29 protein-coding genes are annotated in these 25,846 nt (G+C 44.3%); 19 read left to right on the top strand and 10 right to left on the bottom strand.

Going from position 1 to position 25,846, the window contains the following annotated elements; translation table 11 throughout:
• Positions 1 to 52: 52 nt before the first annotated feature.
• The gene (locus AC3E9V_RS16740) at positions 53 to 2,437 is read right to left on the bottom strand and encodes a VIT domain-containing protein (RefSeq protein ID WP_488749288.1); all 2,385 of its coding nucleotides are present in this window, start codon (positions 2,435 to 2,437) and stop codon (positions 53 to 55) included.
• 411 nt (positions 2,438 to 2,848) lie between these two features.
• Between AC3E9V_RS16740 and AC3E9V_RS16735 the strand changes: the two genes are divergently transcribed.
• The 9 genes from AC3E9V_RS16735 (at position 2,849) to AC3E9V_RS16695 (ending at position 8,592) form a co-directional block, all read left to right on the top strand.
• Positions 2,849 to 3,208: a hypothetical protein gene (locus AC3E9V_RS16735; RefSeq protein ID WP_488749287.1), complete on the top strand. Its 360-nt coding sequence runs from the start codon at positions 2,849 to 2,851 to the stop codon at positions 3,206 to 3,208.
• A gap of 25 nt (positions 3,209 to 3,233) precedes the next feature.
• Positions 3,234 to 4,235, top strand: coding sequence for a type II TA system antitoxin MqsA family protein (locus tag AC3E9V_RS16730; RefSeq protein ID WP_488749286.1), 1,002 nt, complete (start codon positions 3,234 to 3,236; stop codon positions 4,233 to 4,235).
• 113 nt (positions 4,236 to 4,348) lie between these two features.
• A complete protein-coding gene (locus AC3E9V_RS16725; protein WP_488749285.1) occupies positions 4,349 to 4,603 on the top strand; it encodes a hypothetical protein in 255 nt (84 codons plus the stop codon).
• The gene (locus tag AC3E9V_RS16720; RefSeq protein ID WP_488749284.1) at positions 4,579 to 4,926 is read left to right on the top strand and encodes a type II toxin-antitoxin system RelE/ParE family toxin; all 348 of its coding nucleotides are present in this window, start codon (positions 4,579 to 4,581) and stop codon (positions 4,924 to 4,926) included. The genes AC3E9V_RS16725 and AC3E9V_RS16720 overlap by 25 nt, the downstream gene beginning before the upstream one ends.
• Positions 4,895 to 5,512 carry a GbsR/MarR family transcriptional regulator gene (locus tag AC3E9V_RS16715; RefSeq protein ID WP_488749283.1) on the top strand — a complete coding sequence of 206 codons (618 nt, stop codon included), beginning with the start codon at positions 4,895 to 4,897 and terminating at the stop codon, positions 5,510 to 5,512. Before AC3E9V_RS16720 ends, AC3E9V_RS16715 begins: the two co-directional genes overlap by 32 nt.
• A 74-nt stretch (positions 5,513 to 5,586) precedes the next feature.
• Positions 5,587 to 5,955 carry a hypothetical protein gene (locus tag AC3E9V_RS16710; RefSeq protein ID WP_488749282.1) on the top strand — a complete coding sequence of 123 codons (369 nt, stop codon included), beginning with the start codon at positions 5,587 to 5,589 and terminating at the stop codon, positions 5,953 to 5,955.
• 4 nt (positions 5,956 to 5,959) lie between these two features.
• Entirely contained in the window at positions 5,960 to 6,316 is a 357-nt protein-coding gene (locus tag AC3E9V_RS16705; RefSeq protein WP_488749281.1) for a hypothetical protein, read from the top strand.
• Positions 6,313 to 7,221 carry a TIGR01777 family oxidoreductase gene (locus tag AC3E9V_RS16700; protein ID WP_488749280.1) on the top strand — a complete coding sequence of 303 codons (909 nt, stop codon included), beginning with the start codon at positions 6,313 to 6,315 and terminating at the stop codon, positions 7,219 to 7,221. Before AC3E9V_RS16705 ends, AC3E9V_RS16700 begins: the two co-directional genes overlap by 4 nt.
• 183 nt (positions 7,222 to 7,404) lie before the next feature.
• Positions 7,405 to 8,592 (top strand): LamG domain-containing protein, encoded by a 1,188-nt coding sequence (locus AC3E9V_RS16695; RefSeq protein WP_488749279.1) that lies wholly within the window; start codon positions 7,405 to 7,407, stop codon positions 8,590 to 8,592.
• A gap of 58 nt (positions 8,593 to 8,650) precedes the next feature.
• On the opposite strand, the gene AC3E9V_RS16690 is transcribed toward AC3E9V_RS16695, so the two are convergent.
• The 8 genes from AC3E9V_RS16690 to AC3E9V_RS16655 form a co-directional block, all read right to left on the bottom strand.
• Positions 8,651 to 9,340, bottom strand: coding sequence for a hypothetical protein (locus AC3E9V_RS16690; protein WP_488749278.1), 690 nt, complete (start codon positions 9,338 to 9,340; stop codon positions 8,651 to 8,653).
• Positions 9,341 to 9,481: 141 nt separating this feature from the next.
• Positions 9,482 to 12,229: a pyruvate, phosphate dikinase gene (gene ppdK, locus AC3E9V_RS16685; protein WP_488749277.1), complete on the bottom strand. Its 2,748-nt coding sequence runs from the start codon at positions 12,227 to 12,229 to the stop codon at positions 9,482 to 9,484.
• Positions 12,230 to 12,329: 100 nt separating this feature from the next.
• Positions 12,330 to 12,833 carry a hydrogenase maturation protease gene (locus AC3E9V_RS16680; protein WP_488749276.1) on the bottom strand — a complete coding sequence of 168 codons (504 nt, stop codon included), beginning with the start codon at positions 12,831 to 12,833 and terminating at the stop codon, positions 12,330 to 12,332.
• Entirely contained in the window at positions 12,817 to 14,118 is a 1,302-nt protein-coding gene (locus AC3E9V_RS16675; protein WP_488749275.1) for a Ni/Fe hydrogenase subunit alpha, read from the bottom strand. Before AC3E9V_RS16675 ends, AC3E9V_RS16680 begins: the two co-directional genes overlap by 17 nt.
• 559 nt (positions 14,119 to 14,677) lie before the next feature.
• On the bottom strand, positions 14,678 to 15,463 hold the full coding sequence (locus AC3E9V_RS16670) for an NADH-quinone oxidoreductase subunit B family protein (RefSeq protein ID WP_488749274.1): 786 nt from the start codon (positions 15,461 to 15,463) through the stop codon (positions 14,678 to 14,680).
• Complete coding sequence (locus AC3E9V_RS16665; RefSeq protein ID WP_488749273.1) at positions 15,460 to 16,326, bottom strand: FAD/NAD(P)-binding protein; 867 nt, start codon at positions 16,324 to 16,326, stop codon at positions 15,460 to 15,462. Before AC3E9V_RS16665 ends, AC3E9V_RS16670 begins: the two co-directional genes overlap by 4 nt.
• Positions 16,313 to 16,774 (bottom strand): cyclic nucleotide-binding domain-containing protein, encoded by a 462-nt coding sequence (locus tag AC3E9V_RS16660; protein WP_488749272.1) that lies wholly within the window; start codon positions 16,772 to 16,774, stop codon positions 16,313 to 16,315. The genes AC3E9V_RS16665 and AC3E9V_RS16660 overlap by 14 nt, the downstream gene beginning before the upstream one ends.
• Positions 16,761 to 17,903, bottom strand: coding sequence for a 4Fe-4S dicluster domain-containing protein (locus AC3E9V_RS16655; RefSeq protein WP_488749271.1), 1,143 nt, complete (start codon positions 17,901 to 17,903; stop codon positions 16,761 to 16,763). The genes AC3E9V_RS16660 and AC3E9V_RS16655 overlap by 14 nt, the downstream gene beginning before the upstream one ends.
• Before the next feature lie 146 nt (positions 17,904 to 18,049).
• Between AC3E9V_RS16655 and hypF the strand changes: the two genes are divergently transcribed.
• From hypF to AC3E9V_RS16605, 10 genes are all read left to right on the top strand, one after another.
• The gene (hypF, locus tag AC3E9V_RS16650; protein ID WP_488749270.1) at positions 18,050 to 20,359 is read left to right on the top strand and encodes a carbamoyltransferase HypF; all 2,310 of its coding nucleotides are present in this window, start codon (positions 18,050 to 18,052) and stop codon (positions 20,357 to 20,359) included.
• Positions 20,343 to 21,440 (top strand): hydrogenase formation protein HypD, encoded by a 1,098-nt coding sequence (gene hypD / locus AC3E9V_RS16645; protein ID WP_488749269.1) that lies wholly within the window; start codon positions 20,343 to 20,345, stop codon positions 21,438 to 21,440. The genes hypF and hypD overlap by 17 nt, the downstream gene beginning before the upstream one ends.
• A 4-nt stretch (positions 21,441 to 21,444) precedes the next feature.
• Positions 21,445 to 22,482: a hydrogenase expression/formation protein HypE gene (gene hypE, locus AC3E9V_RS16640; RefSeq protein ID WP_488749268.1), complete on the top strand. Its 1,038-nt coding sequence runs from the start codon at positions 21,445 to 21,447 to the stop codon at positions 22,480 to 22,482.
• 116 nt (positions 22,483 to 22,598) lie between these two features.
• Entirely contained in the window at positions 22,599 to 22,853 is a 255-nt protein-coding gene (locus AC3E9V_RS16635; RefSeq protein ID WP_488749267.1) for a hypothetical protein, read from the top strand.
• Entirely contained in the window at positions 22,850 to 23,158 is a 309-nt protein-coding gene (locus AC3E9V_RS16630; RefSeq protein ID WP_488749266.1) for a type II toxin-antitoxin system RelE/ParE family toxin, read from the top strand. Before AC3E9V_RS16635 ends, AC3E9V_RS16630 begins: the two co-directional genes overlap by 4 nt.
• Before the next feature lie 3 nt (positions 23,159 to 23,161).
• Positions 23,162 to 23,452, top strand: a complete 291-nt coding sequence (locus tag AC3E9V_RS16625; RefSeq protein WP_488749265.1) for a HigA family addiction module antitoxin — start codon at positions 23,162 to 23,164, stop codon at positions 23,450 to 23,452.
• Positions 23,453 to 23,701: 249 nt separating this feature from the next.
• Positions 23,702 to 23,902: a hypothetical protein gene (locus AC3E9V_RS16620; protein ID WP_488749264.1), complete on the top strand. Its 201-nt coding sequence runs from the start codon at positions 23,702 to 23,704 to the stop codon at positions 23,900 to 23,902.
• Positions 23,895 to 24,236 carry a hydrogenase maturation nickel metallochaperone HypA gene (hypA, locus tag AC3E9V_RS16615; protein WP_488749263.1) on the top strand — a complete coding sequence of 114 codons (342 nt, stop codon included), beginning with the start codon at positions 23,895 to 23,897 and terminating at the stop codon, positions 24,234 to 24,236. The genes AC3E9V_RS16620 and hypA overlap by 8 nt, the downstream gene beginning before the upstream one ends.
• Positions 24,237 to 24,247: 11 nt before the next feature.
• Positions 24,248 to 24,994, top strand: coding sequence for a hydrogenase nickel incorporation protein HypB (gene hypB, locus AC3E9V_RS16610; protein WP_488749262.1), 747 nt, complete (start codon positions 24,248 to 24,250; stop codon positions 24,992 to 24,994).
• An 18-nt stretch (positions 24,995 to 25,012) separates the two neighbouring features.
• Positions 25,013 to 25,240, top strand: a complete 228-nt coding sequence (locus AC3E9V_RS16605) for a HypC/HybG/HupF family hydrogenase formation chaperone (RefSeq protein ID WP_488749261.1) — start codon at positions 25,013 to 25,015, stop codon at positions 25,238 to 25,240.
• Positions 25,241 to 25,457: 217 nt separating this feature from the next.
• On the opposite strand, the gene AC3E9V_RS16600 is transcribed toward AC3E9V_RS16605, so the two are convergent.
• Entirely contained in the window at positions 25,458 to 25,808 is a 351-nt protein-coding gene (locus AC3E9V_RS16600) for a helix-turn-helix domain-containing protein (RefSeq protein ID WP_488749260.1), read from the bottom strand.
• Positions 25,809 to 25,846: the final 38 nt, after the last annotated feature.

The following is a 25,846-nucleotide window of genomic DNA, read 5'->3' as shown; positions in this document are numbered from 1 at the left end:
TCGATGTATGGGTTAACCTTGACTTGGTCTACCCATGGTAATCCGCCAATTTCTATCGACCATTTTGGGTTAAATGGATTTCTTCCCGGATGTCTTGTAGTGATTGTTCCTCAGGGTAGTGTATCAGTGCAATTTCCACGAGGGTCAAGGCATCCAGGACATAGCGCTGATCCCACAGCTCCTGGATAGCATGGGTGTATTCCACAATCGGATATTTCAAACTGGTATCAAATAGTGGGTGAAATTGCTCCATGCCATTTTCCAATTTGATACCGACTTCATTACTGCTTTGGTCATCTGAAGTAACTTTAAGGAGAAATAAAAAAGGGTTCGTCAAGTTGAGCTCATCTACACTGATCCATAGATAAGGATCTGATGTCTCTTTTTCATAAACAACCTCATTGTATACATTCTCAAGAATCACTTTATAGGGGCCCTGAGTCATTTGTGACGTCCACCTAACCAAAAATAGTGGACCTGTTAAAGTCGATTGAACAGGCAACAGGATGTCAATATCAGAAGAACCGGTCGCACGACTTACGGCTCCCGTAGTGTTGAGCTGGGTGCGGTAAGATTGGCTCACATACCCAGAGCGTGTATAATCGCCAGGAATAGGCAACGGTTGATCAATTGAAGCTACTGGTCTCAGGCTGTGGTTAGCAACCTCACTGTCGATCGCCACAAACGAGGTGTAGTCAGTCAGGAGTGCATAGTTGAGTCCGAGCTGCTTTACGGCTTCTTTAATGCCGTCCGAGGGATGATTAAAATCAACGAGCTCCTTCACCCTATTTCTGGCCCAAAGATGTACAAGTGCGGGGTTGTAGCTGGAAGAACCCCCTGCTTTTGGAATGACCTGGGTGAAATATCCGTTTCCAGTCTGGCCTGTTACGGTGATGTCGTCAGTCAGTTCGTCAAAGAACTTTCCATAAATCGTCAATGGTCGGTTTGAGAGCAGGTCGGGAAGATTTAATGGAGAGACCTCAAAGACTTTGTTTTGTCCATAATCGATGGAGATATTGGTCAGGGCCGGTCGATTGATGTATCCAGCCAACTCTTTAGCTTTTTCTTTCGCGAATGCGGGATCAGTCACCATAAAAGCTTCTCCCAACCCCGCTTCAGCAATCCCCTCAATCAGATATCGGTTTACGGAAGTCCCAATCCCAAAAGCAAAAACATTTGAGATGTGCAGGTTATCCCGAATCCTTTTGAAAACCTTTCGTTCAGCTTCTATTTGTCCATCGGTTATTATGATCGTAGAGCGGGACAGGTCACGTGTTTGATCTATGCGGTAAACGTTGTTTAAAGCATTGTCAAGGTTAGTGCCTCCAAATCCGTTACGGGTTCTGGTAAAGCGAATGGCTTTGTTGATATTACTTTCAGTAGCCCGGACACTTTCTCTAAACAGCTGATTGCTCCCAAATTCAAACTGAATGATGTTGAAGAAGTCAATGGGTCTCAGCTCAGACAACAGGTCCTCCAGAAGTATTTTGGCAGTCTCCATGGGAAAGCCTTGCATGGAGCCGGATACATCGATGATAAAAAGGTATTCCCTTGGCGGTACATGACTAATTTCCACTTGCTTTGGAGGTTGTATCTGCAGCGCAAAAAAGTTTTCTTGTGGAGTCTTATGCTGGAGTAAGCCACTTTGGATGTTATCTCCCCGTACCTGGTATTCAAAAATGAAATCTTTATTCGCATTGAATCGCTCGCCAGGGTTCAGACTGACCTGGAAATGATTTGAGGTGAGCATGTCCACGTTTATTTTATGAGTGCCCGATGTTACCCTTTGGATGGGGACGGTACTGTTAAGAGAAAGGTTAATGTCAAACGGATGGCTACTGCTCATGTAACCGGGGAGGTACAATGGGTCGACGGGCTTGTCTTCATGATGCATGTTTTCTCCCGCATATCGTGGACCAATGGTCATAGGGAGCACGAACTGGTAGGTTCCCTGATCATTTTCTATGAACTCCGAATAGGAGATAGCGACTTTAATTGTATCATCAGACATAATATTAGCAACCTGCATTTGGAAAACATTGGGTCGGGTTTGCTGAAGAAGTGAGGCTCGTTTTCCAGCCGATTTGGCCTTTTCATATTCCCTGATCGCTCTTTGGTTTTCCCTTATTTCCGCGGTGATGGTGCGATCACCTATTTGCATGGACAATCCGTGAATGGCCGCTTCTGATGAACCAGGAAAGATATAAACAGCCTCAATGGCTCTTTCAAACGAATTGGTAAAGGTTTGAGTGAGCTTTACCTCAGCAATGGAGGAGGCGATATCTACATCTGCTGTGATGCTGATCAGTGGCAGGTACTGGGTAGGATCTCCGGGGCTTTCGATCTTAAAATATGGACAGCTGCCTGAGACATTGGATGGTTGTGAATATCCGGAAAAGGCTAAAATCAATAAGGCGGTACTTAGTAAAGTTTTCATGACGGTAATGATTAATTTAAATCTAACCCTACTTTTTATCAAGTTATGTAAAGTGATAATAGTGAGTATGGGTTTGATACAAATATTCCCCCTTTTCTTTTTAAAGGGGGCAAATGGGGGTTATATGAAATTCATCAAACCCATACTTCTTTGACTACTTGATTGAAACTTGACAAAGACTAAACATTACCAGTATATACCTTCCAATGCTTATTAAGTACAATTTTTTAGTTGAATAGTACTATTTTATCTATGAATGCAGTCTTATTTATTATCAATTCATTCAAAATCCCAAAATAAGCCCTGTGGATGACCGTAATTTGTTGCGATTGTATACGCAATAAATTTTATAGTGGTTTTATGCTATATTAATTAGTAATTTTTAATTTTAAAGTTGAATTTTTTACTTTCGTGATCCGTTGTAATGATTGGAGAAAAGAAGTAGAATCTTTCTTAAAGGACTTTAAGGAGAAGATGAGGATCACTCAGGTTTTCTTTAGGGATGACCGGGGTAAGAATGCCCAGACACTTGCCGATCTGGAAATCAGGCCTATGGACCGGGAAAAGGTTTTGCAAAACCTCAGTGTGGAAGACTATTCAGAGGGTCCGATAGAAGACACACTTTACAAAGGCAGTGACCTTTGGGTCTTTGGAGTGGAGGTAAAAGAAGAAGAGATTTATATCAAGATATCCATTGGTTATGGAACAGGAGGAGTGATATGTATCTCATTTCATATTTCAGAAAAACCAATGAATTATCCCTTTCGCTAATAAGCAAAATATCTAATCTATAACTATGAAGAGTCCAATAACCGGGAAAGAGATGACTTTACGATATGAGACCAGAGCGCTCAATTTTCGTAAAGAATCATTTCCAGTCGTTTATCACTATTACCTCTGTGAGGATAGCGGAGAGCAGTTTACCACCACGGAGCTGGATGAGCGGAATATGACCCAGCTGTATAATCAGTACCGTGAAAAACACAACCTGCCTTTTCCGGACGAGGTAAAGGCAATCCGTGAGAAGTATGGACTTGCGGCTACCAGGATGTCTGAAATACTGGGGTTTGGGGTCAATAGCTACCGCAACTATGAAAATGGAGAAGTTCCCAGCCAGGCCAACGGCCGGTTGATCCAGCTGGCGAATGATCCGGAAAAGTTTAAAGACCTGGTGGAGCTGTCTGATACACTGGAGGGCAACCAGAAGCAGAAACTTCTCCAAAGGTTGGTTACCCTGATCAAAGAGCAGGAGAAAAATTTTTTTTCTGCTGAATTTCAGGACTATTTGCTTGGAGAACCTGTTTCCAATGAATACTCCGGTTACCGCAAGCCCAATCTGGAAAAACTCACGGAGATGGTGGTCTACTTTAGCGAGCTATTGCAACCTTGGAAAACCGGACTGAACAAGCTGTTATTTTACGCGGATTTTCTCCATTTCAAGCGTACGGGATTTTCTATAAGCGGAGCTCGCTATCGGGCGATCAATATGGGGCCTGTTCCAAACAACTACAACAGCATTTTCGAGTACATGGCCAATAAAGATGAAGTGGATATCTGGCAGACTGAGTTTGAAAACGGTGGGATAGGTGAGCAGTTTAAGCCGCATGCAGGAAGGCGCTTCAACCCTGAGCTGTTCACAGACGATGAGCTGGCTATCCTGCCGGAAATAGCGGAGCGTTTCAAAGGAATGTCTACAAGTGATCTAATAACCGTAAGCCACCGGGAAAAAGCCTGGTATGAAAATGAAAAGAAGCGAAGATTGATTAGTTATAAATATGGGTTTGAGTTGGAGGTATGATGGAGTTATGGCGCCAACAAACCAGGTAAAATCAAAAGGAAGGGATTAACCATCTAAACAGATTATCATCATGCTTGAAACCAAATCATCCAAATAAATTGTTAATTTGTGGTATGAATACCCGGGAAGTAAAACAGACCATCCATCATTTGATCGATCAGATCGATGATCCGGCTTTGTTGGCAAGCTATATGAGATTGCTGGAAATGGAAAGCCGGATGGATCAGAAAGATCCATTTCAGACTACAGATGAGGATATGGTTTCAAGGGCAAAAAAATCCTTACAATCTATCGAGGAAGGAAAATCCCGGGATCTGCGGGAGTTCAAAAAAGATGTAGTGCTGTGGCAGAAAAAGCGGAGTATTTAGTTCAGATTACTCCGGAGGCCGAGGTGTTTTTCCTGAATCTTTCCGATTATTTACACCGAACACACTCGACAGAGAGTGCCAACAGGAAAATGGACGAGCTGTTAAAAAAGGCGGCATCTCTGAATCATAATCCTCGACGTGGCACATTAGAAAAGAAGTTGGCTTTTCTGGGAAGACAACATAGGTTTCTGATATATCAGGTTACCCGCCGTAAAACAGTTAAGATCATTTATTTTATTGAGGAGGCGACAAAAAAGGTTTTTGTTACCGATTTTTTTGGGACAGAAATGGATGATACCCGCATTTCAGACAGAAATAGATAAAATCATTTGCAATGTCATATATGAAATCAATCCATTTAAACTTTCAATAATTTTTGAAACTTCCGAAAGTTTACTTACGTTTGTTACCGTAATGGAATATCAGGAGGCAAAACATAAGTTTATTCAAGCCTGGGGTGCATTGGGCTCCAGCTGGGGTGTCAACAAAGCGATGGCCCAGATCCATGCATTGCTTTTGGTGTCTACCAAGCCGCTGTCTGCTGATGAGATCATGGAGGAGCTGCAGATGTCTCGTGGCAATGTAAACATGAACGTACGGGCGCTGATGGACTGGGGAATTGTGTTCAAGGAGAATCAGGTAGGGGAACGGAAAGATTTTTTTGTGGCAGATAAGGATATCCTGGCACTGGCCAGACAGGTGACCCGCGAACGCAGACGCAGAGAGATCGAACCGATCATCCGGGTACTTGGCCAGGTACAAAATGTATCAGGTGATGGGCAAGATGTAGAAACCTTTAAAGCAGTGACCGGAGACCTGAAAGACTTTTCTGAAAAAGTGGATGGTGTACTTGATAAGTTTGAGAAATCCGAGAAAAACTGGTTTTACAAATTGCTTCTGAGGCTCTGATATTTTTTTGAAATTAATTTTCAATATTTTCTGAAATTAATGAATTAATTGAATTTAAACTAAACCATACGATCATGAACTACACCATTTTAACGTACGCCCTTTATTTGCCTGCTACTGTTATTCTTACCGTTTGGGTAGCAAGGACTTTGTTTAACAATGGCCGGATCTTCCTGGTGGATATCTTTCACGGGAATGAAGCCCTGGCCGATAGTGTCAATAAGCTACTTGTAGTTGGATTTTACCTGATCAACGTAGGCTATGCGGTATTTACCCTCCGGATCATGAGTCCGGTAGCATCTCCGCAGGAGGTAATCGAAGAGCTGAGTGTAAAACTGGGAGCGATCATCCTCATCCTTGGAGGCATGCACTTCTTCAACCTGTTTGTCTTCTTCAAGCTGAGGAGTAGGGCTGCGAGTGAAGTGAAAACTGTTAACCGATGAGATCATGAGAGCGATAAATTTCTATTTGCAGCTAGTGGCTTTACTTTCAGTTTTAGTGGCTCTTTTTATGGCCATTTTTGAACGTGAGTCGCTGATGTACATTGTTACGATGCAATTTTTCATTGGTGCGTATCAGTACCTTACCGGTAGTTATCTCATGCTCTGTAAAACCACAAGCTCTATAAGGAAGTACTGGCAAAGTTCGACCGCCCTTTTAGTAGTCATTTTCATAATTTTTAATGCTAATCTGGGGCCGGGCTTCGAGGTGCCGTTTATTGTTATTGTGTTTATTCTGCCCTGGCTGCTGGCTCTGTATTTTCTCTACATCTCATTTCAGCTTTATAAATCTCCATCCAAATGAAAAAGGTCGTTATTGCAGGAGGTACGGGTTTTCTGGGTAGGCTATTAACCGATCATTTTACTTCAAAGGGGTTCGAAGTGGTTGTTCTTTCTCGCAAACATCACGTGGATCATGGCATGGTTCATTATGTAAAATGGGATGCTAAATGTCTGGGCTATTGGTTTGGTGAATTGGATGGAGCGGATGCTGTGATCAACCTGAACGGAAAATCAGTTGACTGCAGGTATAATGAAACTAACAAGCAAGCCATCTACGATACCCGGATTGATGCTACCTACATACTGGGAAAAGCGATTAGTCAATGTAAGAATCCACCAAAGGTCTGGTTCAACGCTTCTTCAGCGACTATTTATCGTCATGCGGAAGATCGGGATATGGATGAGGCTACCGGCGAATTAGGAGAGGGGTTTTCCGTGGATGTTTGCAAAAAATGGGAGCGTACATTTTTTGGAGGTGGAGTGCCTAATACACGGAAAGTTGCTTTGAGAATGGCCATCGTTCTTGGAAAAAGCGGAGGAGCATTAGATCCATTAAAAAGACTTGCTAAAGCAGGAATGGGTGGGTGTCAGGGCAGTGGCCGTCAATACTTTAGCTGGATCCATGAGGAGGATTTTGTACGGTCGGTTAATTTTCTACTAAAAGAACCACTCGAAGGGGTCTTTAATATTTCTGCTCCTGACCCGGTTCCCAATCGGGTTTTTATGAAAGTTTTAAGAAATGCTTTGGGTGTTCTCACAGGATTACCTTTGTCGAAATGGTTGCTTGAAGTTGGAGCCAGGGTTATTGGAACGGAGACTGAACTGATCCTGAAGAGCAGACGGGTGGTTCCACAGCGATTACTTGATCAGGGATTTTGCTTCCGTTTCCCGAGTATTGGATCTGCTTTGAGAAGTTTGAACAAATAACTTTGGTAGGGTTTCCCTACACCTTCCCGTTTCACATGCAGAACTATTGTAAACAAAAGCTATACACATGAATGAGCAGATGCTCACTCAAATATTGAGCCACACCAATCCTGCCTTTGCCGGCAGGCAGGTGCGAATGATCAAAATTGGGTAGCAAATAGCTGATTTAAATAATTTAAACACATGAAGATAAACCTTTCAATTAAACTCAAATCCTTATTCATTGGAGTCATCGCTCTGATCACCTTTTCTTGCGACCAGGAAGTGCCTGCAGAGCCTTCAGCCACTGGTTACTTAAGCTTATCCCTTGCAGCACCGGAGCAATCTGCCGGTGGCCGGACAGCTGCCAACGAAGATTATCAGTACCTGGTGATATCCATTATGAATGAAGACGGAGAATACGTCCTCAACAATGAAAAGCTGGAGCTGGTCAAGCTTGGAAATGGCTACTTTACCGAAAACATTCAGTTTGAGGTCGGGGAGTATACCATTGAGGACTTTATTGTACTTGATTCCGGGGAAAATGCGGTACTACTGGCTCCCAAGGAGGGGTCAGAATACGCACCATACGTAGAAGATCCGCTTCCGGTGAGCTATGCTGTCAATGAGGATGAGACACTGGTCAAATCTGTGGAAGTCGTGGACGCAACAATGGGTGATCCGGCCCAGTTTGGATACACCATTTTTACTTTTAATTATGTGGATTTGATCAACCTGGAAGATGGTTTGTTAGCTCACTATGATTTCAACGGGGATGCCAGTGACCTTAGTGGCAATGGATATGATGGAAAGGTTTTTGGAGCAACTTTGACTGCAAGTCGGAAGGGGCATGCCGATCAGGCGTATCGGTTCAATGGATCTACTGATTACATCGAAACCGGCATTACTGATAGTGTATTGGTTGGTCTGGAGAGTTTCAGCTACGGATGTTGGGTAAAATTCGATTCGCTTAACAACACTCGTCAGGTGGTGATCTCCAATACCCGCGATGGAAATGCCTTGTTTACTCAGCGCATTGAGGACAATCAAATTACTACTGGTCTGTACAATGAACAGGACAGTGCTACCTACAGATGGTCGCAAATCAAGGTAGGTAAAGCGCAGCTCACCATTACTCAGGGTACCTGGTATCATTTTGTGACTGTCTATGACGGGAGCATGTTGCGATTGTATGCAAATGGATACGAATTGTCTGCCACAGTTGCTACAGGGACACTTGCCAGGCAGGGAAGTGCTGCCCGAACCATCAAACTGGGCAGCAATGCAGACAAACGAACTGATTACATGCTGGAAGGTGTACTGGATGAAGTAAGGGTTTACTCCAGAGCTCTGAATCCCCACGAAGTTCAGGCCTGGTATTCCAATTACTAGCCCAACATCCAAAAGGAAAAACCCCATTCAACGAACCTGAATGGGGTTTTCTTAGGTCTTAGCCAGGATAATCAAGGCCTAAATTGATATTTTGTTGGTGAAAACACCAAGAATGGATGGGGAAAATAGAGCTACCTGTTTCTCTGAACTTCTTTTTCTTCTTTTGGAAGTTCATTGAAAGTCCGATAGTCAACCAATTATAGCCATAATCATATTCATCTCTCAGAGGCACAAGTTGTCGGCCATAGGTCATCTGAAATCCAAATTTAGATTCTTTGCTAAATTGAGAACCAAAGCCTACGATCCAACTTGGAGGATACTCCGTGCCAGGTAAAAAATCAACATTAGCTCCAAAAACCCCGTAGATTTCTCGTTTACCGAAGACCATCTCATATTGTACGCCCGAAGGTCTGGGGAAACCTCCAAACAGGGCCAGATCGCCTGATAATTTGAAGTTTTCCGTATCCAGGTAAGAGTGTTTCCAGTCAAAGACGAGGCCAGGAGTGTAAACACCGTATAATGTCATTCCAATATCCGATCCACCACCAAGACCAGTTCTGTAAGTAACCACCGGCTGAAAAGAAAAAGGACCTAAATACTCATCTTCATATAGTGCTGGTTCTGTAACTACACCGAACGACCAGGTCTGTTCTTCTTTACTCAATACTTCCGGTGAAGTCATGCGGTTGTGCATAACGCATGAACTAAAACCTATGACAGCTGAAATGAAATAGAAGGCGGATTTCATAGACCTGTTTTAAAAATTTAAGCAAGGTAAGATTTCCAACCATTATTTTCAAGTTATATCAGTGTATACTGTTAAAACGGAAAGGCCATCGCTGGGATGGCCTTTCTGTAAACCGCCCGGGCCTAAGCCCGAACCTATCAACTAAACCGCACTTGTTTCAATCAAATTAGCTTTAGCCGCAGCTACTTTAGCTACCGGCACCCTGTATGGAGAACAACTCACATAGTTCATGCCTACGTGATGGCAAAAATCTACTGACCCGGGTTCTCCTCCGTGCTCTCCGCATAGGCCTATTACCAGGTTGTGGCGGGCAGTGCGTCCTTTCTGAATTGCTGAAGTGACCAGCTGACCAACACCTTCCTGGTCCAGTACCTCAAATGGGTCTTCTTTGAGCAGGCCTTTTTCCAGGTAGATGGGAAGGAATTTACCCACATCATCACGGGAATATCCGAAAGTCATCTGGGTCAGGTCATTGGTGCCGAAGGAGAAAAACTCAGCGTGACTGGCTATCTGATCAGCGATGAGCGCAGCACGAGGCACCTCGATCATGGTACCGATTTTGTAATCGAGCTGATCGTGTCTTTCCAGGAATACCCGTTCGATTTCTCGTCTCACTATGTCCGCCTGCATTTTGTATTCACTCACGGTTCCTGTAAGGGGGACCATGATCTCCGGTTTGGTATAAATACCCATTCCCTTCAGGTTGAGGGCTGCCTCCATGATAGCCCTGGCCTGCATCTCTGTGATCTCAGGATAGGTATTGCCCAACCTACAGCCTCTATGCCCCAGCATTGGGTTTACCTCCTTCAAGTATTCTATTTTTTCCTGTACTGCTTCCAGAGAGACACCCATTGTTTCAGCCATTTCTATCTGGTTTGGCAGATCCTGCGGCAGGAACTCATGCAGCGGTGGGTCCAGCAGCCGAATGGTGACCGGTGAGCTTTCCATCACCTTGAGGATCTCTTCAAAATCCGCACGTTGTATCGGGAGTAGCTTATCCAGCGCTTTTCGTCGACCTTCCTCATCATCAGCCAGGATCATTTCACGCATGGCTTTGATACGCTCTCCCTCAAAAAACATGTGTTCGGTTCTGCAGAGTCCGATTCCTTCAGCTCCGAACTTTTTGGCCAGCCTTGCTGTCTCCGGAGTGTCTGCATTCGCATGAACTTTCATTTTGGCATGCTTATCGGCCAGCTCGATCAGGCGGGCAAAATTTCCGGTCAGCTCGGGTGTTATTGTTTTTATTTTACCTTCGTAAACCTGTCCGGTGGTACCATTCATGGAGATCCAGTCTCCTTCGTGATAGACTTTTCCACTGGCCATTACCTGTTTTCTGCCGGAATCGATCTGTAATCCTCCGGCCCCTGCAATACAGCACTTGCCCATACCACGTGCCACTACGGCTGCATGTGAGGTCATGCCACCTCGTGAGGTCAAAATTCCTTCAGCAGCATCCATTCCTGCCAGATCTTCGGGGGATGTTTCCTGCCTTACCAGTATTACCTTTTTGCCTGCTGCTTTCCACTCGGTAGCCTCATCTGATAAGAACACAATCTGTCCGGTGGCTGCGCCTGGTGAAGCCGGTAATCCTTTGGCTATAGGAGTTGATTTTGCAAGTTCTTTGGGGTCAAATACGGGGTGTAAAAGCTCATCGATCTTATTGGGGTTGAGCCGTTTGAGTAAGGTAACCTCATCGATCATTCCATCATCCAGCATCTCCATGCCAATGCGTACCATAGCTTCTCCGGTACGTTTGCCGTTTCGGGTCTGCAAGATCCACAGCTTGTTTTCTTCTATGGTAAACTCCAGGTCCTGCATGTCCCGGAAGTGATCTTCGAGTGTATGCTCGATCTTTACCAATTCCTGAAAGATATCAGGCATGTATTCTTCCAGCGATGCATAATTCTTCTTACGATCAGCCTCCTCTACCTGGGCGAGTTCAGCCCACTTTCTGGAGCCTTCCAGGGTTATCTCATGCGGTGTGCGAATACCTGCTACCACGTCTTCACCCTGTGCGTCTATCAGGTATTCTCCGTTAAAGACATTTTCGCCGGTAGCTGCATCCCGTGTAAAGGCCACCCCTGATGCGGAGTTATCGCCCATATTACCATATACCATGGCCTGTACGTTTACAGCAGTTCCCCATTCTTCAGGAATGTTGTTTAGCCTGCGATAAACAATGGCTCGGGGAGTATTCCAGCTTTCAAATACGGCGATAATGGAATTCCAGAGCTGGGTGGCGGGGTCTTGTGGGAAGTCCAGATCGGTCAGCTCCTTAATTCTTTCTTTGTATAGTTTGACGAGCCGTTGGAGGTCTTCCGTGCTGAGCTCCTGGTCGGTTTTTACTTTGCGGTCTTCTTTCATTTGATCCAGGATGATCTCAAATACATCCTTGTCATCCGTTGTATACCTGTTTACCTTCATGACTACATCCCCATACATCTGAATAAACCGCCTGTACGAGTCCCATGCAAAGTGAGGTTTTCCGGATTTACGGGCCAGCCCTTCTACCACGTTATCGTTTAGCCCGATATCCAGTACGGTGTCCATCATCCCTGGCATTGAGTCTCTGGCACCTGAGCGGACTGAGAGCAGCAATGGATTGTCTGCATTGCCAAACTCGGTTTTCATAATGTTTTCGATGAATTTTACTCCATCCTCCACTTCCGGACGAAGAAGTTTTTTGACCTGATCTTTGCCAAGGTTATGGTACTCTGTACATACATCCGTAGTGATCGTAAATCCGGGAGGAACGGGTAGGCCAATGCGACTCATTTCTGCGAGATTGGCCCCTTTCCCACCCAGTAGTGGCTTCATCTTAGCGCTTCCATCTGCTTTGTTTTCACCAAATCGATAGACCCTTTTGAGGTTGATTTTTGTTGTTTCCATGTTTTGAAGTTTTGTGCGCGGAGCATATTCATAATTAGTGCATTTTTGATGCTTAAACTATGATATTACGGAGGTAGGCATATGACTTTTGATAGCTAAGTCAGATTTCTTTGTGCACAGATATACCTTGCGTCAGATTATTCATTACATAGTCAATTACCCGCCATTCTACCAGCGGTATGGCCTCCTCTACCTTTGGTGATAGCGATTTCCCAAACTCCCAGTTATCCCCTTCTATTCCAATAAAGAGTAAGCTCTGCGGAAGTTTATTTAAAAGTTTGCCCATATGAAGTACTTCGATTATCCCAAGTCCGTGAGTGGAATAATGTCTTTCCTTGTCTTCGATCATATCCTCTACTGAGCAGACCATATGTATGCGACCCGGTGTAAAGTGTTTGGAGAATGCCGCATCGATGATGATCGTGTGCTTGTCTTCCCAGGTTTCTATGAGTTTGCTCAGGTCGGATTGCAGAATGAGGTAATCTGCAATTTCCGGATATTTTTTTTTCAGCAGTTTTGCTGTTTTAATTCCTACCGCATCATCTCCTCTGAACTCATTGCCTATTCCAACGATCAGTATTTGATTTTCAGGTTCTTTCAACATTGATTTTCATAAAATGGGTGGAACACGAAATACATGGATCATAATTACGTACCGAGTGTTCACAGCGCTCAGTCAACTGCAGGTCATCCAGCTCCTGGTATTGCTCTACAATACGCCTCAGGTCCAGCTCTATTACACGCTGGTTGTGGCTGGTAGGAGCTACTATTCTCGCATTTTTAATAATACCTTTTTCATCAATTTCATACCGGTGAAACAGGATACCTCTTGGAGCCTCTGTTACTGATCTGCCTACACCTGCCTTTGGTTTTACTTCATCACTTATTTTTACCGGATACTCATATCTTTCTATGATTTCCACGGCGTGCTCGCAGGCGTAAAATGTTTCTATCATCCTTATCAGGAGGCTTTTGAAGGGGTTTTTGCAGCCCGGATTCAGGTTGATTTCTTTAGATAATTGCTTAGCGCCATTGGAGAGCTGGTCGAAGTTCAGATTAAATCGAGCCAGAGGACCTGTAAACACGATCTTCTCCTTATCGAGCAGCGTGTGGAGCGTCGTGCTGTAAGCCATATGTTCTTCAGTAAAGTGCGCTTCATAGTTATCTACTTCCAGGCTCAATCCCTTATTAGATATGAGTACGCCTTCATTCATAGCATACTCTTTGTCGTGATGAAGCGCTATAAACTCATAATCATATTCGTAATCCGGGAAATCTAACCCCGCCATCCATAAAGTAGCATCTCTGGCTATTTGCTGTGCGGTCTTTAGTTGTTCTTTGATTTCGGAAAGCTCCTCAGGCTGTGGATATCGGTAGAAACCACCCACTTTTACATTGACGGGATGTATTTCCCGGCCTCCAAGTATATTGACCAGGTCGTTTCCGGTTTTTTTTAGTTTTAAAGCTTTCTCTACCCACTCCCGATGGTCTTTGGCCATGGCAATTGCGTCCGGATAACCGAGGAAGTCCGGAGCATGTAACATAAATGTGTGTAACGCATGGCTCTCGATCCACTCCCCACAGTAAAGCAATCGTCTCAGATCCCTCACCACAGGATCGATGGAAAAACCGCAGATCTTTTCCATAGCGTGAACGGAGCTCATCTGATAGGCTACCGGGCAAATACCGCAGATCCTGGCTGTGATATCCGGCGCCTCCAGAAATGATCGATCCTGGAGAAATCCTTCAAAAAAACGAGGAGGCTCAAAAATTTTAAGTTTTGATTCCTGCACTTTTCCTTCCTTAAGCTTAACATGGAATGCGCCCTCGCCCTCTACACGGGCTATGTAGTCAAATTTGATCAGCCTGGAGTTGTCCCTTGTTTTCATGTGTATATAACAGGTTAAGTATCTGTTTGCCAATAAATTATATTCATATCGGTTGGTGTCCTAAAATTGCTTCGGCCATGCCGATTTCATGTGTTTAAAAATTAGCTTTTAGCTCTTAGCCTTTAGCTTGACTTCATTTTCAATTCTCAATTCATAATTCTCATTGCCTACTGCTTTTGACTTTTGACTGTTAGCTATTGACCATTTGACTTCATTATAATAAACCCTTAATCTTTGTCTATTGCATTTTGCCAACTGCCTATTGTTCTAGCATGTTTCACCCCTTCAGGGTTGTTTTGACTTTTGTGCCAGAAGCTATAGCTATTTCATCCCTTCGGGATTTCTTTTTTGCTTATTGCAAATTGCTTATTGACCATTGACTATTTGATTTCATCATTTTTAGATCCTTCATCTTTCGTCTCACGTCTATTGTCTTTTTTCCTTCCGAAGCCTCGGGATGCAAATTGCCTACTGCCCACTGCTACTGCTTACTGCCTACTGCTCACTGCTTACTGCTTACTGCCTACCGCCTACCGCCTATTGACCGTTGACTTCATTTTCAATTCTCAATTATTCCATATCTGCTGCTTTCTTTTGAGAATTCCGGTGCTCCTGAATTAAAATTTCGGAAAAGGCGCCTGACGTCATCATTAGCCAATCCGTTTAACCTTAAGTGATCAGAAAGTGCTTTGGTATTGGGGTTTTCTTTCGGACCATAGCAACCAAAGCAACCTCTGTAGTAATGAGGACAAATGGCTCCACACCCCGCCTGTGTCACTGGCCCCAGGCATGGAAGGCCTCTGACAACAGCTACACATGGGTTTTCATTTAGTTTACATTCCATGCATACACTGTAATTGGGGATGGATGGTTTTTTGCCCGCCAGCAGAGAAGATACAACCTCCAAAAGCTGATATTTATTAATAGGACAACCTCTTAGCTCAAAGTCAACTTGTACGTGATCACTAATAGGAGTAGAGGTCTCCAATGTCTTGATGTATTCCGGGTGGGCGTAAACCCTTTGAATATAGTCTGAAATCCGGGTAAAGTTTCTCAGCGCCTGAATTCCACCGGCTGTGGCACATGCCCCGATACTGATCAGTATTTTTGAATTTTTACGGATTTCAAGTATTCTCAAAGCATCATGTGGCGTGGTAACGGAACCTTCCACCAGAGAAATGTCATAGGGTCCTTCAATGATGGTCTTGGTAGCTTCCGGAAAGTAGGCTATCTGAATGTGGTCAGCTAAAAGCAAAAGCTCATCTTCCAGATCCAGTATACTCAGCTGACAACCATCGCATGATGCAAATTTCCAAACGGCCAGTTTTTTCTTTTCGGGATTCATAGCTCACTGATTTTCAGGAATGGACTTAAGGCTGTGTAGGAGAATACTGGTCCGTCTTTGCAGACAAAGAACGGCCCGTACTGGCAATGACCGCACTGACCGATGGCACATTTCATGTTGCGTTCCATCGAAAGAAAAATGTTTTCTGGTGCGAGTCCTGAATCTAAAGCTGTATAAGCACCATAACGCATCATGATTTCCGGTCCACAGATATAGGCTATCGTTTCAGCTGGATTGAATCTAGCCTTTTCCATAAGATTGGTTACTACGCCTACATAGCCTCTCCAGTGAGAATATGCATGGTCCACCGTGATCAGGAAGTTCATAGTAGGATCTGCCTGCCAGGAGATCATGTCCTGGTGGAAGAGGATCGATTCCGGGTTTCTCGTGCCATATAAAATGTTGACCTCTCCATATTGATCCCGCTTTTCTAAAATGACTTCTATCAATGGCCGGAGCGGAGCAATACCTACTCCACCGGCCATAATAATCACATCTTTCCCTTTGGCCTTTTCTACAGGCCATGAGGTTCCAAAAGGCCCCCGAACACCTAATTGATCTCCAATTTGTACGTCGCAACATGCTTTAGATACTGCACCTACATCCTGAATGGTATGGACGAGTCCCATAGGCGGAGCGGTCAGACTACTGACCGATATAGGAATCTCGCCAACACCATATGCATAAAGCATATTAAATTGACCCGGATGCATTTCAGAAATATGGTCTTTACTGTCAGGTTCCAGCGTAAGTGTAACCAAACTACCATTCTCCTTTTTTTTACCAGTTACTGTATAAAAGCAAGGTGTCCAGGAGCCAGTTTTGGAGGAAAATACCTCATTATGTATTTCAAGTGCTTGCACAGTATATGTCTAATAGTTGTAATCTTGTATCTTGTAATCGTTTGACCATAACCACGGCTGATTGCTTCATGAGTCGATAACCGAGGTGAAAGTCTTCCTCACATTTTTTCCGCAGGCAGGTGCCATCCAGAGCTACTACTGAGGTGTGATCCAGTGCTTTTAAGTCAAACTGTAAACGGTAAGGAGGGATGATCCAGCTGAAGCCGGCTATCTCCCCATCTGTGAGTGTTTTTATGGTAAGTGAGCCCTGGCTTGGGTGCTGGATTTGTACTGCTACATTTCCGCTGCGGATGACATACAGGTAGTCAGCGGGTTCTCCTTCACGTCCGATAAACTCGCCGGGAGAAAAATGCATATTTTGTCCGCAGCCTGCGATAAACGCGATCATGTCTTCACTCAACCCCTGAAAAAAGGTCTGGTCGGTTAAAATGTCTTTAATGGTTTTCATCTTTTATTTTTTTAGCTGGGTTACCCAGAGCCTGAACTTCTTTTGTTAGATCTATGCCCACCGGGCACCAGGTGATACACCTTCCGCAACCAACACATCCGGAGGATCCAAACTGATCATACCAGTTTGAAAGCTTGTGAGACATCCATTGTCGGTATCTTGACCTGGTAGTTGGGCGAACGGTACCTCCATGGATGTAGGAAAATGCACCATTGAAGCAGCTGTCCCATTGGAGCCATCGCTCACTGTGATTACCAGTGATATCTGTGATATCTTCGGTGGTAGTACAAAAGCAGGTAGGGCATACCATGGTGCAGTTGCCACAGCTCAGACATTTGGAGGCTATATCTTCCCAATGCGGATGCTCGGGATTATCGCGGATCGTTTTAGCCGCTGCTACCGGATCAAATCGTTTGCGCATGCCGGACTCGGCTTTGCTGACCTCAGCCTCGGCGGCCTCAATGTCCTGAGGCAGGGCTTCCTTAAGATCGAGTTTTTTGGCAAATGAATCTGCCAAAGCAGAACCACACCGGACCAGAAAAAAGTGGTCTTTTTCAGACAGTATTTCTGTTATCAAAAAATCAAATCCCGTATCAGGAGTTGGCCCGGTGTTGGTTGAACTGCAAAAACAATTTTTAGAAGGCCGGGTACAAGCCACAGCTATCACAAAAAGGTCTTTTCTTGCCTGCTGGTACCATAGTTTTGGGAAATCTCCCTGTAAAAAAATACGGTCCAGTATATGGATGGCTGATAAATCACAACTTCTTATGCCCCAAAAAGCCATCCTTGGTGGCTCATCGTTATTTTCAATAATCCTGAAGCTTGTTTTTGATCCCTCGGAGCTCCACAGCTTTCGCCTGGGAGGATGTAGAAATTTTTTGAACGATTGAGGACCTACAGTGTATTGGAAAAAGGACTCATCAACCTGGTGCAAAGAGTAAGAACCACCTGCTATGGTTTCATGAAATCCTCTGGCCAGCCGATCAAAATCTTTAAGCTTTTCAAGCATAATGGCTCCATCCCGTGCTTCAGGTCCGATGTTTGTATATCCTTTGCTAATTAGCGTATCAAACAATTTCCTAAGCTCGGCTACCCCCATTCTGTAATGGATTTGAGTACCGGAATCCATCTGAGTAGATCTTGTTTATTTGCGACTATAATATCATCACCCAGTAGCACATTATTTATGATTAACGCCACTGGTGTACCTGATTTATTTCATAGGTTACTCCCTGGTTTTCACTCAAATTAATAAGTCACAACTGGCAGTTAATTATGAGTATTTTGAGAACGTGGCATCTCCATATCAACGGGCAGGTACAGGGAGTGGGTTTCCGCCCTTATGTGTTTGCTGTGGCCAAAAAAATGCGGTTAAAAGGTTGGGTCAATAACGGCGCTGATGGTGTTCATGTAGAATTCAATTGCCGGGAGGATCCCGGTGCAGTTGTCAGCGAGATTGTGGAGAATGCACCAAAGCAGTCAAGGATAAATAGTGCTGCATATTGGCAGGTTGGCGATCAGAATTTTAAGTCTTTCGAAATAAGGTTTAGTGAAGGTGAGGGAGATCATTCTGTAAAGGTTTCCCCTGATTTCGCATTGTGTGGTGACTGCATTGAAGACATGGAAAACACCGATAACAGGCGCTATGAATATGCATTCACAACCTGTACCAATTGCGGTCCTCGCTATTCCATCATTTCCGGCCTTCCTTATGATCGTGAAAATACCGGGATGCATCCTTTTGAGATGTGCCCGACCTGTGAAGAAGAATATCAGAACCCGCTGGACAGGCGCTTTTACTCACAGACCAATTCCTGTCCGAAATGTGGTGTACATATTTCATTGTTTCATCGAGGCGCAAGGTTAAGGATTGATGAACGTGCCTGTTTGCTTCGGGTGGTTAAATTTTTGGAAGAAGGAAGAATTGTGGCCGTAAAGGGTATTGGAGGGTACCTGCTCCTTTGCGATGCTTCCAACCGGGAGGCGATTGCCAAACTGAGAGAGCGCAAACGAAGACCGGAGAAACCTTTTGCCCTCATGTATCCTGATCTGAAAGCCATCCGGAGAGATTTTAACTGTTCCGATCATGAGCTTGAAGAGCTTTCCAGCCCCGGGTCTCCTATCGTATTGCTTAGTAAAATCAGGGAAACCATTTCCTGCCTTGATGAGCATGGAATTGCTCCGCACCTAAGCCGCCTGGGAGTGATGCTTCCTTATGCTCCATTGCTTTATATACTTCTAAAGAAGTTTGGTAAACCGGTGGTAGCAACCAGTGGCAATGTAAGTGGCTCACCGATCGTTCATGAAGATCATGAGGCCATCAGCCGTCTGGCTGCTTTTGCAGATTACGTGCTCGTTCATAACCGGGAGATCGTAGTGCCACAGGATGATTCTGTGGTTCGGTTTGCAGAGGACCAGCGGATTGTTTTGCGGAGGTCCAGAGGTATTGCACCAGGCTATTTTCAACAATTACCTGATGATTTTCTATCATCCTGGCTGGCTCTGGGAGCAGAGATGAAAGCGGCATTTGCACTTTCTACTGCAAAACAGATAACTGCAAGTCAGTACCTGGGTGACCTTAGCAGCTTCGATGCACAGATAGTATATGTAAAGGCCCTGGATCACCTGCAACACGTTCTCCACTTTAAGCCAAAGCGCTTCTTTACAGACTTACACCCAAACTATTTTGTTTATGAGTATGCAAAAGAGTTAGCCGGATTCAGGATACCGGTAAAACATATTCAGCATCACAAAGCCCATTTTGGAGCCGTAATGCTTGAGAACGATCTGTTAAATACCGGAGAACCAGTTATGGGAGTGATTTGGGATGGTACTGGTTATGGTGAGGATGGTGTTACCTGGGGTAGCGAGTTTTTCACCTATTCGGATTATGAGATCAAACGTACAGCCCATTTGAAATCCTATCCGCTCATTTTTGGAGATAGAATGGCACGAGAGCCACAACTGTCTGCTTTGTCGCTATCCTATTTTCTGGAGGAGACCCCTGTAGAAGTACACGATAAATTCAGTACAGCAGAACTCAAACTGTATAGAGCCTTTAGCCATCCTGAAACCACAAGCATGGGACGGTTATTCGATGGAGTGGCCAGCATACTCGGGCTGATCGATATAAGCAGCTTCGAGGGGCAGGCAGCTCTTTATCTGGAAACCCTGGCCGAAAGGTTTAGAGGTAGCTCTACTGCTTATTCTTTTCATATAGAAAGCGCGGATATCTGCATTGAAGAGCTTCTGGAGGGTATCTTAAGGGATAGTAGATTGGGGGTAGATAAATCGGAAATAGCTTTCAGGTTTCATCTTACACTAGTGGAAATAATCAGGGCTGTTGCTGAAAGGATGCAGGTTAAGCGCCTGGCTTTCAGCGGAGGTGTTTTTCAGAATGGCTTGCTAACCAGGTTGATTAATGACTCCATGGGGACCGACTATAAGCTCTATTTCCATAAAGAACTTTCTCCTAACGATGAGAATGTGGCAGTAGGTCAACTTGCTTGCGGATACATGGAGTATAAGTTGCAAACACAAAAAGCTGAGGGATTAAACGTACTGACTCATGAGACATCTAAGTGAATACCGTAATCCCGAGATAGTAAAAACCTATCTGGATCTGATCAGGGAAGAGACCACTCAGCCCTGGACTTTGATGGAGATCTGTGGAGGTCAAACGCATGGGCTGGTTAAAAACGGACTGCTGGACCTTTTGCCTAAAGAGATCACGATGATCCACGGCCCGGGCTGCCCGGTTTGTGTTACCCCGGTTTCTGTCATTGACCAGGCCATACGGCTTGCTACAGACGAAAGAGTGGCTTTATGCTCTTTTGGGGATATGCTGCGTGTGCCCGGGTCTCAGGGCAGTTTGCTGGAGGCAAAAGCCAAAGGGGCCGATGTTCGTATTTTTTATTCGCCACTGGAAGCTGTCCGGTACGCTAAAGATCATCCGGAAAAGGAGATTGTTTTCTTTGCTGTAGGTTTCGAAACCACCGCTCCGGCAAATGCGCTGTCCGTGCTGCAGGCCAAAAGCTATGGCCTGAAAAACTACTCGATATTAAATGCGCATGTGCGGGTGCCTCCGGCAATCAAATCCATTATGGAAGATGAGCAGACCAGGATCCAGGGTATTTTGGGGGCTGGTCATGTGATGGCCATCATGGGCGCCGGTGAGTACCTGCCTATTTGTAAAAAGTATCATGTGCCAATCGTAATGACAGGATTTGAGCCTGTAGATCTGGTGCAGGGAATTTTACAGTTGGTTCTTCTGCTTGAGCGGGGAGAGGCAAAAGTTGAAAATCAATACTCAAGGGTAATCCAAACCGAAGGAAATCCGGAAGCACAGCGGGTCATGGAGGAGGTCTTTGAAATAAGTGACCGGGAGTGGCGAGGAATAGGTGAAATCCCGGAAAGCGGATATCGTCTGAAAGCGAAGTATTCCACTTTTGACTCAGGTAAAAAGTACGGGTTGAAAGTACTCAAAACGAACACTTGTGAGACCTGCATTGCGGGTAAGATTTTGCAAGGAATTTGCAAACCCTACGATTGTCGGCACTTTGGTACTCAATGCACTCCTTCTAATCCGCTGGGTGCACCTATGGTTTCATCGGAGGGCGCTTGTTCTGCTTACTACCAACATTCATTTACTTATCAAACCCTTTAAAACTATGTTACAGGAATGTCCGTTACCTCAACTTGATTTTGATATGATTACCACGGGGCATGGGAGCGGGGGGCAGCTGACTCACAAGCTTCTGGAAGCCGGTGTTTTCAGCCTTTTTGATAATCCATTTTTAAGTGACCAGCATGATGGAGCTGTTCTTCCGTCAGAAGGTGACCTGGTATTTACCACGGATAGCTTCGTGGTATCACCTCTGTTTTTCCCCGGAGGTAACATTGGCGAGCTGGCGGTATATGGTACGGTAAATGATCTGGCAATGAGTGGGGGTATTCCAAAATACCTTTCTCTTGCTTTTATTTTAGAAGAGGGCTTGAAAATGTCCACTTTCTGGGATGTTTTAGTTTCCATAAAGTACGCAGCTGATCTTGTGGGAGTACAGGTGGTGACAGGTGATACCAAAGTTGTGGAGAGGGGAAAAGGAGACCAATTGTTTATTAATACAACAGGCATTGGATTCCGTCATCCCAAATCTGAGATAAGTATAAATCGGGTGAAAACGGGTGATAAAATAATTGTCAGTGGTCGGCTGGCTAATCATGGTGTAGCTGTGATGTCTGTGCGGGAGGGCATAGCATTTGATTCTGAAATTGTTTCTGACACCAGACCCCTTCATCAGATGAGTCTTTCCCTGCTGGGAGAGTTTGGCTCGGATATTCATTTGTTCAGAGATCCTACCCGTGGAGGGCTGGCTACCGCTTTGACTGAAATTGCCATGAAGACTAACCGGGGAATGGACATATTTCAAAATACTGTTCCTGTAAGTACTGAAGTAGAGTCAGCGTGTGAGTTACTGGGACTTGATCCTTTTTACGTAGCTAACGAAGGGATTTTCATTGCGATTGTTGATGCAAATGTTGCAGACTGTGTGCTCAATAAGCTGAGCATGATGAAAAGCGGCTCTTATGCTGCCATTATTGGGGAAGTTACCTATGAACATCCAGGAAAGGTGGTCTTGCATAATGACATTGGCGGAAAACGCGTTTTGGGGTTTTTGCCAGGGGAACAGCTGCCGAGGATTTGTTAGGTTTAGGTGTCAGGTTAGTTGTAGTAAATGGATTTAGGGTAATGTGAATGCCCATAAATGTATAATTTGTATTTTTGTATAAATGTATATTTTGGGGACTATTAAAGGGAGGAAGGATGAGCCGGTTAATTATAGATATATCAGGTGAACAGCATCAGAAGATCAAAACTCTTGCTGCTTTACAGGGCAAGACCATGAAGGATTATGTTTTAGGTAAATTGTTTCCTGAAGGCGAAGATAAATCCTGGGAGGAACTCAAAGTACTTTTAAAAACCCGGATTGAGGATGCTGAGAGCAATCCTCCTGCTCAGAAGAAAACCTTTGAGCAATTAACACAGGAAATCATACAGAATCGAAGGTCAGATAAATGACACTGTATGAGAGAAGTCATGCGGCGTTAAATGATTGGCAAGAGATTGTCGAATATACATTGGATCGTCATGGTGTTGTTCAAACTGAAAAGTATACGGCTGGTTTAGTCAAGTGTATTGAAGATATGGCTAAGGGACAGGGGCATTTCAAAGACATTATGATAGAGGGCCGTAGCATTCGTGTCAAACATTGTCAAAAGCATTACATTTTTGGCTTAATTCGAAACAAAACGCCGATGGTGGTTATTGCACTTTTTCATGAACACATGGACTTAATGTCTCGCCTAAAAAGAAGATTGCGTTAGGTTATGGATAAATTAAGCAATGTACATCCGGGGGAAATACTTCAATTTGACTTCATGGATCCTTTAGGGATTAGTGCCTATGCTTTGGCAAAAGCTATCGGTGTAGATCAAACAAGGATCAGCCAATTGCTAAAAGGAAAAAGGAGTATTACAGCTGATACTGCGATTAGATTGTCCCGGTATTTTAAAATGTCACCTGAGTTCTGGTTGAACGCACAGAGCCGCTACGATTTGGTGAAAGAGATGGATCACCAGGAAGACTACAAGAATATAAAACCATTTGAACCTGCATGATTAATCCAAAAATCACTTCTCGCTGATCTGTCAATTTCATAAGTCTGCACTTACCTGCATTCCGAAGGTTCGGAATCTGCGAGATTTAAATGAGGTAGAACTCCTGGTTTCATGGCAAGCGACATTCCAAATCTCATATTTTTCATAATTCCCATCAATCTCATTGATCCGGTTGACAAACGTCATAGTACATCTGAAAGATTCATAGGATATTAAGCAACCAATTTAATACCCAATTGGTGGCAAGAGATGAAACGCAATTTTTTCCTAATGACCTTTTTGCTATTACCTGTAGCCTATTCCGGCCTGGCACATTCGGGTCATGGGATAGACACAAAGACAGGATTGCACTACATTTCATCACCTCAGCATTCCTTATCGCTGTTGGTGGTTATCATTTTGATCCTGGTGGTACTATTCGGAATCAGCAAAAAGATGAGAGATGCATGAGTTATCCCTGGCTATGAATGTGGTTTCCATTGCAAGTGATGCGGTTAAGCGTGCAAGTGCAAATAAAGCAACTGCTATAACCCTGGAGGTGGGAGAGTGTGCCGGAGTAGAACTGGATGCATTTGATTTTGCATGGCCATTAGCAGTGAAAGGATCCGTTTTGGAAGGCGCTGTAAAAGAGATCATAGAAATTGGAGGGAAAGCGAAATGCCAGGATTGTGGTAGCCAATTTTCGATCCACCGACTTTATGACCGCTGTCCAAACTGTGGATCCTACCTGTGTGATATCTACCAGGGAAAAGAATTTAAAGTGAAATCAATTAGAGTTATCTAAACCTTAATCTTATGTGTGAGAACTGTGGATGTGACAGTGGTACTTCGGTGAAAATTACCGTGCCAGGTCAGGATTATGAGCATACACATGATCACCATCATGACCGGGAGGTCCAGCTGGATCAGGATGTACTGCATCATAATAATCACATAGCAGAGCGTAATCGCGGCTATTTTGAGGCAAAAAAGATCCTGGCGATAAACCTGGTAAGCTCTCCGGGATCGGGTAAAACTACACTTTTGGAAAAAACCCTGCGGATGGTGCCTGAGATTCCGATTTATGTAATCGAAGGAGACCAGCAGACGATGAATGATGCCAATAGGATAAAGGCTACAGGCGCTCCGGTAGTGCAGGTAAATACAGGAAACGGGTGTCACCTGGATGCTGATATGATACACCGGGCGCTGCATCAGTTGAATCCCTCAGATGAAAGTATCGTGATCATTGAAAACGTAGGGAACCTGGTGTGTCCGTCTTTGTTTGATCTGGGTGAAGCTAAACGGGTGGTAATCATGAGTGTACCAGAGGGGGATGATAAACCGCTGAAATACCCTAACATGTTTGCTACTTCTCAGCTCTGTATTATTAATAAGACAGACTTGCTTCCTTATGTGGAGTTTGATGTAAAAAAAGCTAAGGAATATGCACATCAGGTAAACCCACGGATTCGGTTTATTGAGCTTTCTGCCACCAGGGAGAAAGGACTGAAGGAATGGTTTTCCTGGTTGAAAGAGCACTTTCCCGTAGCTCATATTTAGAACTAAAACCCGCATAAAATGTGTCTTGCCATACCCGGTAAAATTATAGTAATGACTTCAGAAGGTGAGCCCTGTCTGAGGTCCGGTAAGGTTTCCTTTGGTGGCGTGACCAGGGAGGTTAACTTAAGCATGGTCCCTGATGCCAATGTCGGGGACTATGTATTGGTGCACGTGGGGGTGGCGATTAGCCGGATAGATGAGGAAGAAGCCAAAAGGACTTTAGACTATCTCAACACTAGGTTTTAAGCTCGATGCTCATGGTGTATATTTATCGTTGTTCCAATTGGCAGGATTGGTTAGATACGGCAGGTGGGGTTCACCCGTCTGACGGGTATTGCTGATTATTTTAGGACCCCTCAGAGATCCAGGCCGATGAGCCTCAGCGAGCTGCAAATTTCTATAAAGAAGTTTTTGGATGGAGATTCGAAAAACAGGAAGGGCTACCCATTGAGTACTGGAATATTCATACAGATGGTATGTATGGCGGACTGCTTCTGCGTCCTGCTGAAACTCCTCTTGAAGAATGCGGCACCAAAACCTCTGATACCCTTGTTTTACCTCCAAACAGTGGATCTACATCTGTCTGCTTTAAATTCATCTGCTCCATTCTAAATTTGATGGCTTCAATTGGGTTAGGCGCCTCCACAGGGTAATGCTCCTGTTCATATTTTTCAACCAGGAGGGACAGAAGCTCAATCTCTTCTCCCTCTTTACTGTTTGGCTCAATGGCTTTTTCACTTTTATGAATCAGGTTATATATACGGTCGCAAGCCTTGTTATATTCTTCCTCTGTCTTTAATATTTTAGTTTTCATAGGTTACCGTCTTTACGTCTATTTTGATCGTGACACTG

It is taken from the genome of Marinoscillum sp. HNIBRBA16962, assembly GCF_057801515.1.
The sequence above is the reverse complement of the archived record's forward strand: the minus strand, read 5'-3'. Positions and strand labels throughout refer to the sequence as shown.